Origin of the sequence: Streptomyces sp. TG1A-60 (assembly GCF_037201975.1) — a bacterium.
In the GTDB taxonomy this organism is placed as follows: domain Bacteria; phylum Actinomycetota; class Actinomycetes; order Streptomycetales; family Streptomycetaceae; genus Streptomyces.
The window spans coordinates 6,646,119-6,661,782 of record NZ_CP147520.1 but is presented as its reverse complement, the minus strand read 5'-3'; the positions used below and the strand labels follow the sequence as shown (position 1 = coordinate 6,661,782).

Annotated in this window: 13 protein-coding genes and 2 pseudogenes; 4 read left to right on the top strand and 11 right to left on the bottom strand. The window is 71.4% G+C overall.

Annotated features, from left to right (window positions below):
- Positions 1–28: 28 nt before the first annotated feature.
- Positions 29–2,848 carry a penicillin acylase family protein gene (locus WBG99_RS29120; RefSeq protein ID WP_338899144.1) on the bottom strand — a complete coding sequence of 940 codons (2,820 nt, stop codon included), beginning with the start codon at positions 2,846–2,848 and terminating at the stop codon, positions 29–31.
- A 355-nt stretch (positions 2,849–3,203) separates the two neighbouring features.
- Between WBG99_RS29120 and WBG99_RS29115 the strand changes: the two genes are divergently transcribed.
- Positions 3,204–3,806: a hypothetical protein gene (locus WBG99_RS29115; protein WP_338899143.1), complete on the top strand. Its 603-nt coding sequence runs from the start codon at positions 3,204–3,206 to the stop codon at positions 3,804–3,806.
- Between the two features lie 825 nt (positions 3,807–4,631).
- On the opposite strand, the gene soxR is transcribed toward WBG99_RS29115, so the two are convergent.
- Positions 4,632–5,159: a redox-sensitive transcriptional activator SoxR gene (gene soxR / locus WBG99_RS29110; protein ID WP_338899142.1), complete on the bottom strand. Its 528-nt coding sequence runs from the start codon at positions 5,157–5,159 to the stop codon at positions 4,632–4,634.
- 153 nt (positions 5,160–5,312) lie between these two features.
- Between soxR and WBG99_RS29105 the strand changes: the two genes are divergently transcribed.
- Positions 5,313–5,774 (top strand): MaoC family dehydratase, encoded by a 462-nt coding sequence (locus tag WBG99_RS29105; RefSeq protein ID WP_338899141.1) that lies wholly within the window; start codon positions 5,313–5,315, stop codon positions 5,772–5,774.
- 12 nt (positions 5,775–5,786) lie between these two features.
- On the opposite strand, the pseudogene WBG99_RS29100 reads toward WBG99_RS29105, so the two are convergent.
- The 4 genes and pseudogenes from WBG99_RS29100 to WBG99_RS29085 form a co-directional block, all read right to left on the bottom strand.
- Positions 5,787–5,924, bottom strand: a pseudogene (locus tag WBG99_RS29100) (polysaccharide deacetylase family protein); the annotation flags it as partial.
- Positions 5,925–5,978: 54 nt separating this feature from the next.
- The gene (locus WBG99_RS29095) at positions 5,979–6,605 is read right to left on the bottom strand and encodes a TetR/AcrR family transcriptional regulator (protein WP_338899140.1); all 627 of its coding nucleotides are present in this window, start codon (positions 6,603–6,605) and stop codon (positions 5,979–5,981) included.
- Positions 6,606–6,708: 103 nt separating this feature from the next.
- The gene (locus WBG99_RS29090) at positions 6,709–6,996 is read right to left on the bottom strand and encodes a YiaA/YiaB family inner membrane protein (RefSeq protein WP_338899139.1); all 288 of its coding nucleotides are present in this window, start codon (positions 6,994–6,996) and stop codon (positions 6,709–6,711) included.
- A 133-nt stretch (positions 6,997–7,129) separates the two neighbouring features.
- The gene (locus tag WBG99_RS29085; RefSeq protein WP_338899138.1) at positions 7,130–8,281 is read right to left on the bottom strand and encodes an acyl-CoA dehydrogenase family protein; all 1,152 of its coding nucleotides are present in this window, start codon (positions 8,279–8,281) and stop codon (positions 7,130–7,132) included.
- A 95-nt stretch (positions 8,282–8,376) separates the two neighbouring features.
- On the opposite strand from WBG99_RS29085, the gene WBG99_RS29080 reads away from it, so the two are divergent.
- Together WBG99_RS29080 and WBG99_RS29075 are read left to right on the top strand one after the other, a co-directional pair.
- A complete protein-coding gene (locus WBG99_RS29080) occupies positions 8,377–9,090 on the top strand; it encodes a TetR/AcrR family transcriptional regulator (protein ID WP_338899137.1) in 714 nt (237 codons plus the stop codon).
- Positions 9,091–9,186: 96 nt separating this feature from the next.
- Positions 9,187–9,592: pseudogene (locus tag WBG99_RS29075) on the top strand (EamA family transporter); the annotation flags it as partial.
- 74 nt (positions 9,593–9,666) lie between these two features.
- Here WBG99_RS29075 and WBG99_RS29070 read toward each other — a convergent pair.
- From WBG99_RS29070 to WBG99_RS29050, 5 genes are all read right to left on the bottom strand, one after another.
- Positions 9,667–11,007 carry an MFS transporter gene (locus tag WBG99_RS29070; RefSeq protein ID WP_338899136.1) on the bottom strand — a complete coding sequence of 447 codons (1,341 nt, stop codon included), beginning with the start codon at positions 11,005–11,007 and terminating at the stop codon, positions 9,667–9,669.
- 227 nt (positions 11,008–11,234) lie between these two features.
- On the bottom strand, positions 11,235–12,320 hold the full coding sequence (locus tag WBG99_RS29065; protein WP_338899135.1) for a Zn-dependent alcohol dehydrogenase: 1,086 nt from the start codon (positions 12,318–12,320) through the stop codon (positions 11,235–11,237).
- A 37-nt stretch (positions 12,321–12,357) separates the two neighbouring features.
- Positions 12,358–13,746, bottom strand: coding sequence for an aldehyde dehydrogenase family protein (locus WBG99_RS29060; protein WP_338899134.1), 1,389 nt, complete (start codon positions 13,744–13,746; stop codon positions 12,358–12,360).
- A gap of 263 nt (positions 13,747–14,009) precedes the next feature.
- On the bottom strand, positions 14,010–14,975 hold the full coding sequence (locus WBG99_RS29055) for a class F sortase (protein WP_338899133.1): 966 nt from the start codon (positions 14,973–14,975) through the stop codon (positions 14,010–14,012).
- Entirely contained in the window at positions 14,962–15,567 is a 606-nt protein-coding gene (locus tag WBG99_RS29050) for a hypothetical protein (protein WP_338899132.1), read from the bottom strand. The genes WBG99_RS29055 and WBG99_RS29050 overlap by 14 nt, the downstream gene beginning before the upstream one ends.
- Positions 15,568–15,664 lie beyond the last annotated feature (97 nt).

Here is a 15,664-nt window from a genome sequence, read left to right as displayed (position 1 = left end):
CCCGCCGCCGCACGGCGATCAGCGGTGCTCACCGGTGTGAGGTGAACTCCACGACCTGCTGGTAGGTGGGCCGGTTCTGCCAGCTGATCTTGTTGTGCTTGATGCCGCCCAGGGTCCGCTGGATGATCGAGTCGGCGCACCACTGGTCGCCCGCCGAGCAGTGCTCGTCGCCGGGGTAGACCTGCGCTGCGGTCTTGCCGGCCGCCTCCTTGAGGGTGTCGATCAGGACGGCGCGGCAGGCGTCGAGGCTGCCGCCGCCGCAGTACCGGCGCGCGAGCGGGCCCCGCACCGTCTCGCCCAGCACCGAGCGGATGTCCTTGTCGACGTAGCTCCACCAGCCGTACTGGAAGGAGCTGCCGGCGTGGGAGCCGGTCGGGCCGTGCGCGGTCGAGGGGGACTCGTCGACGGGCAGGTTGGCGGTGATGGCGGTGTACAGGTCGGTGCCGAGCCCGGGCTCGAACTCGGCCTTCACCAGCAGCGGCCACCAGGCGTCCAGGATGCGGATCGCCTCGGCGTGGGCGTAGGTCCTCGAACCGGCGGACGTCTCCGTGCGTTTGGAGCCGGAGGTGACCCAGCTCTGGAGCTTGCCGACCGCCGCGGCGGCCGTGGCGTCCGTGACAGTGCTGCTGTTGATGACCTTCAGCAGGTCGGGCACGACGTCCTCGGCCCGCAGGTCGGCGAGGCCCGCCTCGGTCATGGCCTTCGTGAGCGAGGCCCTGGTGACGCCGCCCGCGGCGACCAGCCGTTTCACCCGGTCGTCGAGGAGGTTGCCGCGGTGGACGGAGCCGTTGCCCCAGGGGGCGGTGGTGTAGTCCTTGGCCTGCTTGTTGTTCCAGGAGATGTAGTAGTCCTGGTCCATGGAGTTGGGGTGTGCGGAGGGCGGGGTGTAGTCGGCGGTGTTCGTGGTCGGGTTCCAGCCCCGCCACTCGTACGCCGGCCGCGCCCAGGCCGGGAACTCGGCGTCGACGCCCGTGGCGCGCACCGGGTTGTCGCCGCTGTTGTAGTACGCGGTGTGCTCGGAGTCGGCGTAGAACCAGTTGAAGGTGTAGTTGATGTGCTGGACGGCCTTCTGGAAGTCCTGGGGGCCCTTGACGTAGTCGGGGTCGTTCAGCATCTGGAAGCCGATGATCGACTGGGCCTCGTTCAGGTACGAGGAGCGCAGGGTGGTGTAGGCGACCTTCTTGCCGTCGACCGTCGCGCGGTGGGTCACGGGGCCGTACTTGGTGCGCCAGACCTGCATACGGTAGGAGCCGGCCGGGGTGGAGTCGGCGGTGCTGGGCTTCCAGGCGTTGGTCTGCTCGACCTTCTCCATGGGCGTGCAGGTGCCGTGGTACAGGTAGTGGACGTCGTCCTGGCACAGTTCCACGGCGTAGGTGTCGATGATGTCCTGGCCGGAGGTGGTGGCGCTCCAGGCGTAGTCCTGGCCCCGGCCGAGTTCGACGTACATGCTGAGGCCGGCGAAGGAGGCGCCCCGGGCACTGATGCCCGGACCCTGGATCTCCTGGAGCATGAGCAACTGCGGGGCGAAGTAGCCGGTCTGCGGCCCGAAGACGGCGACGGGGTGGCCGCTCGCGGTGTGTTCGCCGCTGACGACGAGGGCGTTGGACATACCACGTCGGGCGGAGCTGAGGGCGCTCTCGGTCGCCTCGGAGGAGACGCTCCTGGAGGCGGTCGTGGCGGCGCTGCCGGTGCGGTCGTGGACCAGCGGCTCCTCGCTGACCGAGTCCGCGTCGGGCAGGGCCATGCCCTGCGGGTCATCGGGCTTGGTGGCATAGGGGAAGCTGCCGTCGTGGACGGTCAGGGCGGCCTCGGCGTCGTTGCGCTGGCGGAAGGACTCCCAGACCTTGGTGCCCTCGGTGACGCCGTACTTCTCCTGGGCGGCCAGCAGTGACAGGGCGTTGTTGACCTCGCCGCCGCCTCCCGAGCCGAAGAGGGCGCCGATGACGGAGGCCAGGGCGACCAGGTCGGTGGGCTTGAAGCGCTCGATCGTGCCGGCGTTGGTGACGGAGTCCTTGTGGCCGGTCAGGACGTACTCGCCGGGGAAGTAGCGACCACTGTCGGAGGCGTCGATGTAGGCGTTGATGCCGTCGACGTACGCCTCGACGTCGTCGAGGGCCAGTTGTCCGCGCTCGCCGTTGGCGGCCACCGCCTTGTCGATCTGCGCCTGGAGGTCGGCCTCGGTGTACGGCGCGTGCCGCCAGAACTCCTGCTCCAGGCCCTGGTTGGACGCGGCGCCGCCCGCGAAGGGGGTCAGCTTGCCGCGGCCGACGTGCCGGAAGACGTCCATCAGCCACAGGCGGTCCTGGGCGGCGGCGTAGCCCGCGCCGAACTCGGTGCCGTAGCGGGTGGTGCCCGTGATGTGCGGCACACCGGTCTTCTTGTCACGGACGATCGTGACGTCGGTGCGGCCGGCCGGTTTCAGGGTGGAGGCCACCTGGCCGGAGGCGACGCCGAAGGAGGCGTCGTTGAAGAAGTCGTTGATCGTGGTGTTGGTGAGGCCCGAGTAGCCGGTGGCCAGGTTGTTGTAGGGCCCGAGCTGGTTGCTCGCGTTCTCGGGCATGCTGCCGAAGGCCTGGTTGAAGAGGATCTGGGCGAGGGTGGCGTTGCCGTTCTGGCCCGGCGGCAGGATGTCGGAGCACTGCCCGCCGCAGTGGTCGGTCACGGCTGCCGCCTCGACGGCCTGCGTGTCGGCGGCCCGCGTGTCGGCCGCTGCTGCCGGGGAGGCCGGGGAAAGTGGTGACAAAAGACCGGCGGCGAGCACGCATATCGAAGCGGCCTTGAGGAACTCCGGGAATCTACGGGGAGTTCTCAGTCTGTCGAGTGTGGTGCGTGGGGTGCGCCAAGGCATGGCAGCTCCTCCCGACGGGGGTGGGCGGGATGTTACCGCCGGTATCCCCGAGATTGAAGATGAGCATGCGTCATGTTTTTCGGAGGACCGCGCCTCCCCGACCCTCGGGCGCCCCCGGACAGGTGACTGACAGCGTGAACAGGTAGTCAGAAGTAGGCGCAAGCAGGCAAGAAGAAGATAAAAGCAGTCAGACAGAGGCAGGAACGGTCCGCGAGCGGCTCAGCAGACGACTTATGGAGGTCACCGGAAATCGGATGGAGCCGAATCGCGTGTCGATACGTCTATTCGGCGACGTCCGTACGACGACGCCGAAGTGACCTAAGTACAGGTGCAGGTGTGACGGAGGTGCAGGGCGATGGCCGGTTTCCGGAGTCTGGCAAGACAGGTGCGAGATCCCCGGTGTGATCTGGCACTACGGCGTTACTCGCTGCGCAAGTGCCTGGAGAGGTTCGCCCCCTATGGGCACCGCGCGACCTGGGATCACTTGTGCTCCCGGGCCGGGTTCGGCCCCGAGGACCGCAATCCCGATCCAGCGCGGCTCGTGGCCGCACTGGAGGAGTTGGAGGAGGCCCGCTCTGTCTGGCTCGACTACGAGGTGCAGTTCGCGCAGCGCCGCAAGAAGGAGAAGCACGACGGGCTGCGCCGGCCGGGCAGTGTCGACGACTGGCACCGGCTGACCTGGGGCGGGTTCGGAGTCGCCTGGTGCGACGATCCGAAGGTGCATCCCCATGAACCACTGGCGGAGGTGCTGCGCCGGCTGATCGCCGCGCTGGAGCGCGAACCGGGCTCGACCTGCCCGGTGTGCGACGGCGAGCGCCTCGTCTGGATGTACGACCTGGCCCATGAACCGTCCTCGGGCCCGGTCTGCACGGAGTGCGGAATCGTGGTGCCACGACCGGTGCTCACACCCGAGGCCCTGGCGGAGTCCAGGCGCGGACGGCTGCTGGTCTCGGCCTAGTAGTGCTCCGTTAGGTGGAGCTGACCTGCGGCGATTCGACGACGCGGTGGAACGGACGACGCCCGAGCCACGGCGGTTTCCGCAGGTCGTGACCGAGGGCCGGGCTCCGCCAAAGCCCGGCGCCACTCGGCGGGTCCGCACCTGACGAAGCCCTACCAGCCTGTCGGGTGACCTCCGGCTGTCAGGCGAACGGGCCCCCGGCGCGTGCGATCGCAAGGCACCGGAGCGTCCCCATAGCTCCGCCATGAGGACGTTTCGGCAACGCGGCGGGGGTGCGCCGGGGACGCCGCACCCCCGTGCTCGCACGCGCGGACCGACGGGCCCGGCGTGGACGGCTACGGCCTCTTGTCGCCCGTGTGGACGGCCGGCTTGAACTCGGCGAGGGTGAGCGGTGTGGCCCGGTCGTGTCCCCGTGGCCACGCGCCGATGTCTTCAGCCCGAGCGGCATGCCCTTGCGCACGAACATCTGCCACATGCAGGTCCGGCACTGCGCGCCCCGGGTGCGCGCGGCGTCCGTGATGCCACGAGAGCGGCCTCAAGGGCGGCTGAGAACAAGGGAGTCGGTCCCGTCGGCACTTCACGCCGGGCACATTCTCTCCGTACCCCCGGCCGAAGATCGCGACCCTACCGGCCACGCATCCCTCGCGGTCGGCCGTCGAGCGGTACGGCCCGGCGACCGGCGGGCGGGCCATCGCGAAGGCGGTCAGTCCGGGCTTGTCTGATCCGCAAGGGGTGAACCGAGTGTGAACGAGGACGAGTCGGGTCGGGTCGGACCTCACACGGGATCTTCGGGGGACCCGTGACGCCGGGAAGCCCCGGAGCTGCTCAGCGGCGGCTGCCGGGCTCCTCCCGTTCCCGCCGCGACTGCGTCCGCAGCCCCGTCCGTCCGCCGGCGGTCCGTCGCTCGGCCATGAGGCGGGAACCGCTCCGCCCTTCGCCGAAGACGTCGTCGGGGTTGGAGAGCACACAGGTGGCCAGGGACAGACAGCCGCAGCCGATGCAGTCGGTGAGGTGGTCGCGCAACCGGTTGAGCTGCTTGATCCGCTCGTCCAGCTCGGACCGCCAGACCTCGGAGAGATGGGCCCAGTCCTCACGGGTGGGGGTCCGCGCCTCGGGCAGCTCGGCGAGGACGTCGCGGATCGTGGCGAGCGGGATGCCGACCCGCTGCGCGGCCCTGATGAAGGCGACGCGGCGCAGGGTGTCCCGGCTGTAGCGGCGCTGGTTGCCCGTGGTGCGGCGGCTGCTGATCAGCCCCTTGGACTCGTAGAAGTGCAGGGCGGAGACGGCGGCACCGCTACGGGCGGACAGTTGGCCGACGGTCAACTCGTGGATCTTCTCAGGGATCTGGGGCACCCCTCCGACCCTACCCACTCCTCGTACGGTCGCGGTCCGTTGACAGGGGCCGTGCGGCCGACCATGCTAAGCAGTTGCTTAGGCATACGGGACAGGCACGCTGGACATGGTTGACACGGATGCGGCAGCATCCGGGATGCGGGAGGCCGGGACATGGCAGAGCCGAGGATCTTCACGTCCGCCGAGGAACTCAAGGCGGCGGTGGGCGAGCAGCTGGGTCACAGCGACTGGCTGGAGGTCGGCCAGGAGCGGATCGACCTGTTCGCGGAGGCCACCGGCGACCACCAGTGGATCCATGTCGATCCCGAGAAGGCCGCGGCCGGCCCCTTCGGTACGACCATCGCCCACGGCTATCTGACCCTGTCGCTGCTGCCCCTCCTGGTTCCCCAGATCCTCAGGGTCGACAACGTCAGGATGGGCGTCAACTACGGGACCAACAAGGTCCGCTTCCCCGCGCCGGTACCGGTGGGTTCCCGTCTGCGTGCCACGGCGACCCTCCAGGACGTCACCGAGGTGGGCGGCGGCGTCCAGGTCACCGCCGCGGTCGTCGTGGAGCGCGAGGGCGGGGGCAAGCCGGTGTGTGTGGCGGAGTCGCTGTCCCGGTACTACTTCTGAGGCTCGGCCAGCCCCCCGCTCGATACGAGGGATCGCCGCGAGCGTGTTCGCGAACCGGTGGTGCGAGAGGACGGTCCGGCCGTTGGTGAACCGTGCGGCGGGCCGCACGATCGCGTCCGCGCCGGCGCCGTTCCACTCCTGCGAGTCGACGTGGAGATCTCCGAGTCGATCAGCGACGGACTCAGCCGGACCAGGGCACCGGGGTTACTTCCTCGCGCCGACCATCCGCAGGACGAGGTCCGCGTACAGGGCACCGACCTCGTCGGGGGTGCGGGGGCCGTTCGCGTTGAACCAGCGGGCCACGTCGATGCACAGGGAGAGAACGGCGATGGTCGTGCCGCGTACGTCCGGGACGTCGAAGTCGCCGGCGGCGACGCCGTCCTCGATGATGCCGCGGACGGCCGCGTCGTTCTCGCGGCGGAGGGTGACGATCTCGGCGCGGGCGTCGGGGCCGAGGGCGTCGAGTTCGTACTGGACGACGCGGGCGACGGTGTGCTGCCCGGCGTGCCAGCGGACGAAGGATCGCACGGCCTCGGCGAGGCGGTCGGCCGGACCGCCCTCGCCCGCTGCCGCCGTGCGCAGGACGTCGAGGGCCTTCTCGTGACCGATGCGGCTGATCCGGTGGAGCAGCTCTTCCTTGGTCTTGTAGTGGATGTACAGAGCCGCGGGGCTCATGCCCGCGCGGCTCGCGATGTCGCGGGTCGTCGTGGCGTGGTAGCCCCGCTCGGCGAAGGCCTCCACGGCGGCCACCAGCAGCCGCCGGGCCGCGTCCGGGTTGACCTCGCCCCACGGCTGCGGCTCGCCGCCGGCCGTCTCCTCCGCCGTACTCATCGCTCGCTCGCCCCTTCCGATGGCTGGGCACCACCATACCGCCGAAGGTGAGCGAGCGCTTAGAAGGCCCGCTCAGCGCTGTGCGGTGCACAGCCGAGGCCGCTCAGAGCTTCTCGAAGGGGTCGTGTTCCGCGAGGAGCTTCTCCAGTCGGGCCTGGTCCACGCGGCTGACGATCTGCCCGGCCTCCTGCCGGTCGCGGATCACCTTGGCCAGGGTGAAGGACGAGGTCACCAGGTAGAGGACGGCGATGGCCAGGAAGGAACGGACCCAGACGTCGGCATCCAGGTTGTAGATGCCGACGGTGGTGGCCGCCATGGCGACGGCGAAGGACACGACGGCCTGGCCGTAGAAGGCCGCCGTGCTCTGCTGCTTGACCGGTGTCTCACTCATGGGAACATGGTTCGACGAATACGGCTCGGACCACATCCGCCGGGATACTCAGCCGGCGAGCCCGCGTACTCAGACCGCCGACCGGTACCGCGGATCCAGGGCGCCGACCCAGGACCCCGCCCGGAGCACCGGCTCAGAACGCCGACACTCCCGTCAGCGCCCGCCCGATGAGCAGCTTCTGTATCTGGCTGGTGCCTTCGTAGAGGGTCATCACGCGGGCGTCGCGCAGTAGCTTGCCGGCCGGGTACTCGTCGATGTAGCCGTAGCCGCCGAAGATCTGGAGCGCGTTGTTCGCGGCGCGCACGGCGGCTTCGGAGGCGAAGAGCTTGGCCTTGCTCGCCTCGGTGGCGAAAGGCTGCCCCCGGTCGACGAGGTCGGCGACGCGCCAGGTGAGCAGGCGGGCGGCGTCGACATCGACGGCGATGTCGCTGATGAGTTCCTGGACGAGCTGGTGACGGGCGATGGTCTTGCCGAACTGCTCGCGCTCGGTGGCGTACCGGACCGCCGTGTCGAGTGCGGCCTGGGCGATCCCGACACAGCCGGCCGCGACCGACATCCGGCCCTTGGCGAGCGCCGACATGGCGACGGTGAAGCCCTTGCCCTCCGGGCCGAGCATCGCGGAGGCGGGGACGCGGACGTCCTCGAGGACCAGTTCGGCGGTGGCCTGGCCACGCAGGCCGAGCTTGCCGTGAAGGGGGCGGCGGGTCAGGCCGGGAGTGTCGGTGGGGACGAGGAAGGCGGAGATCCCCTTGTGACCGGGGGCGTCGGTGGAGCGGGCGAAGAGCAGGACGACATCGGCCCAGGTGCCGTTCGTGATGAACATCTTGGTGCCGCTGACGAGGTAGTCGTCGCCGTCGCGGACCGCGCGGGCGGCGAGGTTGCCCGCGTCGGAGCCGGTGCCGGGTTCGGTGAGGCCGAAGCAGCCGACGTACTCCCCCGCCGCGAGCCCCGGCAGCCAGCGGCGCTTCTGGTCCTCGTCACCCCAGGCCGCGATGGTCTTCGCGACCAGCCCGAGCGAGACGGAGACGATGCCGCGCACGGACGAGTCCCCGCGACCGAGTTCCTCGGTGACCAGGCAGTACGCGAGGTGGTCGCCGCCGGAGCCGCCGTACTCCTCGTCGACGGTGAGCCCGAGGAAGCCGACCTCGCCGAGCTTCTTCACGATCGACCGGTCGACGTTCTCGGCACGGTCCCAGGCGATGACGTGCGGGGCGATCTCACGCTCCACGAAGTCCCTCGCGAGCCGGCGTACGGCGGTCTGCTCCTCGCTGAGCTCCAGGTTCACGTCGGATCCCCCATCACGAGATCAGGCTCGGGCCTCGCCCATTCCCACTTGAATTATCACTGCTAGTTTAATTGCGCAGCCCTACTATGTGCGCTATGGCCCGACCACGCAAGCCCCTGCTGAGCACCGACCGCATCGTGGAGACGGCGCGGGCCCTGGTGGACGCCGAGGGGCTGGCGGCGGCCTCCACGCGGCGGCTCGCCGCCGAGCTGGGCGTGAGCGGGCCGTCCCTCTACAACCACTTCCGCACCATGGACCAGATCCTGGAGGCGGTCGCCGACTCGGTGAGCGCGCAGGTCGATCTGTCGATGTTCGAGGACGGACGGGACTGGCGCACCGCGCTGCACGACTGGGCCGTCTCGTACCGGGCCGCCCTGCGTGACCATCCGAACATCGTGCCCGTCCTCGCGCGCGGGCCCGGACGGCGGCCGGCCGGGCTGCGGGTCGCCGACGCCGTGTTCGGGGCCATGGTCGCGGCGGGGTGGCCGGCGGCCCAGGCCACGTCCATCGGGGCGTTGATGCGGTACTTCATCATGGGGTCCGCGATCGGGTCGTTCGCCGGGGGGTTCGTGGACGACGAGAGCGCCTACGATCCGGCGGACTATCCGCATCTCGGGCAGGCCCATCTGCTGGCCGAGCAGCAGGAGAAGGTGGACGAGCGGGCGTTCGAGGTGGGCTTGCGGGCGTTGCTGGACGGACTGGCCTCGCAGTACGAGCAGCTGCGGCGGGACGGCGGGCTTCAGGGGTCCCTCAGCCTGACGTTCGGCCCCGACAAGAGAGGATCTTGTCGGGGCCGAACGTCAGGCTGAGGGGTCCGCGGCCGGCACTGGGCGGCGGTCAGAGGTGCTTGCCGGCGCTGACGGGTGCCGCCGCGCGCCCCCCGCTCCCACTCCTGCCGCCCCAGCGCGGGCGCGGTCGCCGCGGGACTGTCGATGTCCGGCGAGGGTGGGGCCTCGGTACCGGATGTCGCCCTCCGCGCCCCGGCGGCCGTCGCGTACGCGGCCGGGGCCGTCGCGCAGAAGCTTGCGCCGGGCTCGGCGAGCGCGCTCCGGCTGACCACGTTCGGCTGTCTCGCCGGGAGCGGCGCGTCCGCCGCCGGCCCTCACCACCTGGGCCCGCGCCCTCGCCCATACGACCGCGAGCCGGATGGGCGCGCCCCGGTACGCCGTGCCCGCGCTGGTCGCCCTGATGTCGTGGCCGGCGCTGGACCAGTGCCGCGGCAGGCGACGTTCGCCCCGTCGCGACGCCAGGCACGCCCCCTCGCCGCACCGGGCGAAAGCCCGAGTACGTCCAGGCCCTTCGGGCGGATGACGCCTTCCGGCCGGCACACCGATAGCACGCACCGGACGCCGCTCCTTCACGGGCACCCGTGGCCCGCCGTGACACTAGCTCTCCGCTCGTGAACTCGCCCTCCCCGCAAGGACCTTGATGGAGACGAGGGCGATCACCGAGAGGACGATGATGTACGCGGACACCGCCATGGACGTGCCGGTGGCCTCCAGAAGGAGGACCATCAGGAACGGGGCGAGGCCGCCGCCGAGCACCGCGGCGATCTGGTAGCCGAGGGAGGCGCCCGTGTAACGCATCTCGGGGGTGAACAGCTCGGCGAACAGGGCGGCTTGGGGCCCGTACATGATGCTGAGGAAGCAGCTGGCGACGAAGGTGCCGACGGCCAGCCACAGCAGGGAGCCGGTGTCGATGAGCAGGAAGAGCGGGACGGCCCACAGGGCGATGCCGGCCGCGCCGAACGCGTAGATCCGGATGCGGCCGACGCGGTCGGAGAGAGCCGCGGCGGCGGGGATCAGCACCAGTTGGGTGAGGCTGACGCAGAGGGAGACGGCGAGGACCGCGCTGCGTTTCATGTCGAGTTCGCGGGTGGTGTAGTCGAGGACGCCGGTGATGAGGATGTAGAAGGTCGCGGTGTTCACGGCGAAGGAGCCACCGGCGAGGAAGACCGTGCCCAGGTGGCCGCGGAGGACGGTTCTGAGCGGGGAGCCCTTCTCGCTCTTCTCCTTCTCCGCCAACGCCCGTTCCGCCGCCCGGAATTCGGGGGTCTCCTCGACATGACGGTGGATGTACCAGGCGAGCCCGAGGACGAACAGGCCGATCAGGAAGGGTACGCGCCAGCCCCACGCGGTGAACGCCGCGTCGTCGGTGGCGGCGCCCATGACCAGGAACATCGTGTTGGCGCTCACCACACCGATGGGGACGCCGAGTTGGACGAAACTGCCGTACACCCCGCGTTTGCCCTCGGGGGCGTACTCGGTGGCCAGCAGCATCGCGCCGCCCCACTGGGCGCCGACGGCGACGCCCTGGGCGATGCGGAGGAGGACGAGCAGGACCGGAGCGGCGATCCCGATCGTCTCGTACGTGGGGAGCAGACCGATGCCGGTGGTGGCCAGGCCCATCAGGGTGAGGGCCAGGACCAGCATCGGCTTGCGGCCCCGTTTGTCGCCGAGGTGGCCGGCGACGATGCCGCCGAGGGGGCGGGCGAGGAAGCCGACGGCGAAGGTGGCGAACGCGGCGAGGACTCCTGCGGAGGAGCTGCCCGCCGGGAAGTAGAGGTCGCCCAGGACGAGGGCCGCCGCTATACCGAAGACGAAGTAGTCGTACCACTCCACCGCCGAGGCGAGCGCCGCGGCGGTGGCGACCTTGCGGTGGCTCTGGGGGCGGGGGGTGGTGGCTGGTGCGGGCGGCTGGGGGCGGGAGGGGGGAGCGGTGTCCATACGAGCACACTCCGGTGGGTGCGGGGACGTTCCCGGGAACGTACTGACCGGACGGTATGCAGTCAACGGTCTCGCTCGGTTCGGTTCGCCTGAGGGGTGATTTGTCCGGCTGCGGGTGGGTGGAGGCTGGTCACGCGGTTCCCCGCGCCCTCAGAAGCACGGGGTGCGCCGGAGCCTTCCAGAGGCGCGGGAACCGCGCGAGCGACCACGGGTCACCCGCACCCGGATCAGAACGTCACCAGTGCCCGGCCGCCCCTGCCCGCCAGCATGTTGCCGAAGGCCGCCGGGATGCCGTCCAGGGAGATCCGTTCCGTCACCAGGGCGCCGAGGTCCAGACGCCCCGCGCGGATGTGGTCGGCGAGGACAGGCAGGTCCCGGGCCGGGTCGGAGTTCCCGTACACGCAGCCGGACAGGGTGCGACCCCAGTGGAAGATCTCCAACGCGTTGAAGGTGACCTGCTGGTCCTTGCCGCCGATGCCGACGACGGTGGTGCGACCGCCGCGCCGGGTCGACTCCCAGGCAGCCCGGATGGTGGCCGCGCGGCCGACACACTCCACGGCGACGTCCACGCCCTGCTTGCCGGTCAGCGCGCGGATCTCGCGGACGGTGTTCTCGGAGGCGAGCACATACTCCGTGGCCCCCGCCGACCGGGCCAGCTCCTCCTTCGCCGTGGAGACGTCCACGGCGACGATGCGGGACGCGCCCGCGATCCGCGCCGCCTGGAGCGCCGCCAGCCCGATCCCGCCCACCCCGAACACGGCGACGGTCTCCCCCGCCCGGACCCCTGCCGAGTGGTGGACCGCGCCGTAGCCGGTGAGGACCGCGCAGCCGAGCAGGGCCGCGTCGGTGAGCGGGACGCCGTCCGGGGCGGGGAGCACACAGTCGGCGGCCACGACCGTCTCCTCCGCGAAGGCGGCCACGTTCAGACCGGGGTGGAGGTCGGCGCCGTCGGCGGCGCGCCGGGCGTACACGTTCCCGGCGCCGAGCAGCGCGTTCGCGCACAGCCACACCTCGCCCAGCGAGCAGGCATGGCAATTCCCGCAGGAAGGCGCCCAGTTGAGGACGACACCGTCGCCCGGCGCGACATGCGTGACACCGTCGCCGACCGCGAGGACCGTCCCCGCGCCCTCATGGCCGAGCACCGCGGGCACCGGCACCCGCATGGTGCCGTCGGACAGCGACAGGTCGGAGTGACAGACCCCGGCTGCGGCGAGCCGCACCCGGACCTGGCCGGGCCCGGGATCCGGCAGCTCGATCTCGGTGATCTCCAACGGGGCACCGACGGCGGGCAGTACGGCGGCTCGAACGGCCATGAGGGTATGACTCTCCTACAACTCGTCTGGGACCCGTTCAGAACTGAAGGGACTTGGTCTGCAGATACTCCGCCAGCCCGTGTGCGCCGAGTTCGCGGCCCACTCCCGACTGCTTGTAGCCGCCGAAGGGCGCCAGCGGGTTGAAGCGACCGCCGTTGATGTCGACCTGGCCGGTGTCCATGCGGCGGGCGAAGGCCACGGCCTCGGACTCGTCGCCGGCCCAGACCGCACCGGCCAGCCCGTAGACCGTGCCGTTGGCGATCCGCAGGGCGTCGGCCTCGTCCTCGTAGCGGAGGACGGACAGGACCGGGCCGAAGATCTCCTCCTGGGCGATGGTCATCTCGGGGGTGACGTCGGCGAAGACCGTGGGGCTGACGAAGTAACCCTGTTCGCGCGGGGATTCGGCGCCGCCGGCGACCAGACGGGCACCCTCGGCCACGCCCTTCTCGATGTAGCTCCGCACCCGCCCCCGCTGCTTGGCGTTGACCAGCGGGCCGATGCGGTCGCCGTACTTCGCGGCGGCCTGGGCGGCCAGCTCGACGGCCTCGTCGTACTGGGAGGTGTGGACCAGCATGCGGGTCCAGGCGCTGCACGTCTGGCCGGAGTTGGACATGACGTTGGCGACGCCGACACCCACCGCCCTGGCCAGGTCGGCGCTCGGGAGGATCACGTTGGCGGACTTGCCGCCGAGTTCCAGCGCCACCTTCTTGACGGCGGCCCCGGCGGTCGCGGCGATGCGCCGGCCCACCGCCGTGGAGCCGGTGAAGGACACCAGGTCGACGCCGGAGTGCTCGACGAGCGCCTGCCCGGCGACCGTGCCGAGCCCGGTGACCAGGTTGAACACCCCGGCGGGTACGCCCGCCTCGTGGACGGCCTCCGCGAAGAGCTGGGCGGTCAGCGGGGTGTCCTCGGCGGGCTTCAGCACGACCGTGCAGCCCGCGGCGAGGGCGGGGGCGACCTTTGCGACGATCTGGTGGAGCGGGTAGTTCCAGGGGGTGATCGCGCCGACCACGCCGACGGGCTCGTGGTGGACCGTCGAGTTGCCGACCTTCTCCTCGAAGGCGTGCTCCGCGGCCAGTCCGGCGTACGAACCGGCGACCGCGACCGGCAGGTCCGCGTGCACCTTCCGGGAGAACGGCAGCGGCGAGCCGAGCTCCGCCGTCACCGTCTCGGCGATCTCCTCCCGGCGCGCGGCCAGCGAGTCGCGCAGCGCGCCGATGAGCGCGCCCCGCTCGGCGGGCGGGGTCGCGGCCCAGCCGGGGAGGGCGGCTCGGGCGGCACGTACGGCGTCGTCGACGTCCTCGGCGGTACCCGCCGGGACGCGGTCGATCACCTGCTCGTCGGCCGGGTTCACGACCTCGATCGTGTCGGATCCGGCGGCGGGCCGCCAGGTACCGCCGATGTACATGCCGTCGTGTGCCTTCATCACGCTGCCTTCCGGGCGGGGGCCGTGTCGTCCGCACCAAAAACTAGCCCTGATAGTTTTCCGGCACCAGAGCATCGGGAAGTGAGGCAGGACTCGTCATCGCCCCCGCCGCCCTCGACGGCCGCGGCCAGGTCATGTCTCCACCTCCGGCCGGCCCGGCGCCGCGGACCCGCCGGCCGCGCCGGGCCGGGCCGCGCGTGCGCCCGTGCGCCCGTGCGCCCCTGGAGCTCGCGAAGGCGAATGTCACGCGCCTGCGGGCCGGTTCACGTCGTGCGCGCGGGTCCCCGGGTGGCGGTGAGGTGCGCGAAGACGACGACGTTGCTCGCGTAGCCCGTGCGCCGGTCGTACGTGCCGCCGCAGGTGATCAGACGCAGCTCGGGGCGGTCGCGGTGGCCGTACACCTCCTTGTCGGGGAAGCGCGCCTTCTCGTACGTCTTCACGGCGTCCACGGTGTAGACGGCGGTGCGGCCGTCGGTCCGCCGGACCTCCACGACACGGCCGGGCTTGATCATCTCCAGCGAGGCGAAGACGGCGGGACCCGTCCGGGTGTCCCGGTGGCCGACGACGACCGCGGTGCCGGGGCCGCCGGGCGCGGGCCCCTCCGAGTACCAGCCGACCAGCGTGGGTTTGTCGTCCGGAGGCGCGGGCAGCCTCCGCCGGCTGTCGAGGCGGAGCCCGATCACCGGGGCCTTGATACCGAGGTACCGGATGGTGACGGTCCTCGCCGGGGAGGGCGGCAGCGTACGGGGCTGGACAGGCCTCTTCGGCGCGGCCGGCCTGCCGGTGGGGGCGGGCCGCACGGGCTCGGTGGGCGCCCGAGCGGTGGGGGCGCCGGGCGCCGATCTCGTGGGCTCCGTGAGGCGCGGCTTGGTGGGCGTCGGTCTCGCGGGTTCGGCGGGGGCGGGCCGCGTCGGCTCGGTGGGCCTCGGACTCACCCGCTCGGCCCGCCCGCTCCGCTCGTCGGGTGTCGTTCCCGGGGACGCGGCGCGGGAAGGTGCGTCGGGGGGCGCGGGCGTGAAGGACGGGGACGCTGGGTCGCGCGGTGCCCCCGCACCACGCGACCCAGCGTCGGCCCATGCGGTGCCGGCCTCGGCCCGTCCCAACCCCTCGCCGTCCCGCGCCCAATGGACGCCGCCCGCCACCAGCGCGAAGGTCACCACGACCGTCCGCGTCAGGCGGTAGGCGCGCGTCCGGTACCAGGGCCTCGGCCGGCGTCTACGCCGTACCATCGGCGCGACGACGGCGCAGCCGCAGGTAGGCCACTCCGCCGACGGCGGCGAGGCCCGAGGCCGCCGCGCCGGCGACCGGCGAGAAGTCCTGGCTCATGGCGAGACCGCCGCCGCCGGCCGGGGGGCCGCCGTTGGGCCCGGCGGGCGGGCACGCGACCCTGAGCGTCCTGCGCCCTTCCTCGACCGGCCCGCCGACGGTCCTCCAGGTCAGCACGTACTCTCCGTTGGGGAGCCGCACCGCGCCTTCGGGCATCACGGGCGTGCTGTGCCCGGTGCCGTCGGCTCCGGGCGTGATGTCGCCCGTGGCGATGGGGGCGGCGGCCGGGGCGGGGGGCTGCCTGACGATCGACCAGGCGATGCGCTGCGACGGCGTGAAGTTGAAGGCGGAGAGATAGAAGTCGCAGACCAGCGGCTGGTTGCGCTTGTTGTCGAACGGAAAGCCCACCTTGTGGATCACGACTGCGGGGTCGCCCGGGGCGGCGACGGCGGCCGGCGCTGTGAGCAGGCCGGTTCCCGTGACGGTGAGTGCCGCGAGAACGGCGGTGGCGCTCGCGCGCACTCCGGCACGGGTCGGGCGGGACGAGGTGGACATGCAAGACCTCCGAGTCAGACGATTTTCATACAAATCGCTCTTTCGCCTGACTCTCTGTCACATCACACCGGGCACGGCGGGAGCCGCGCCCAACGAC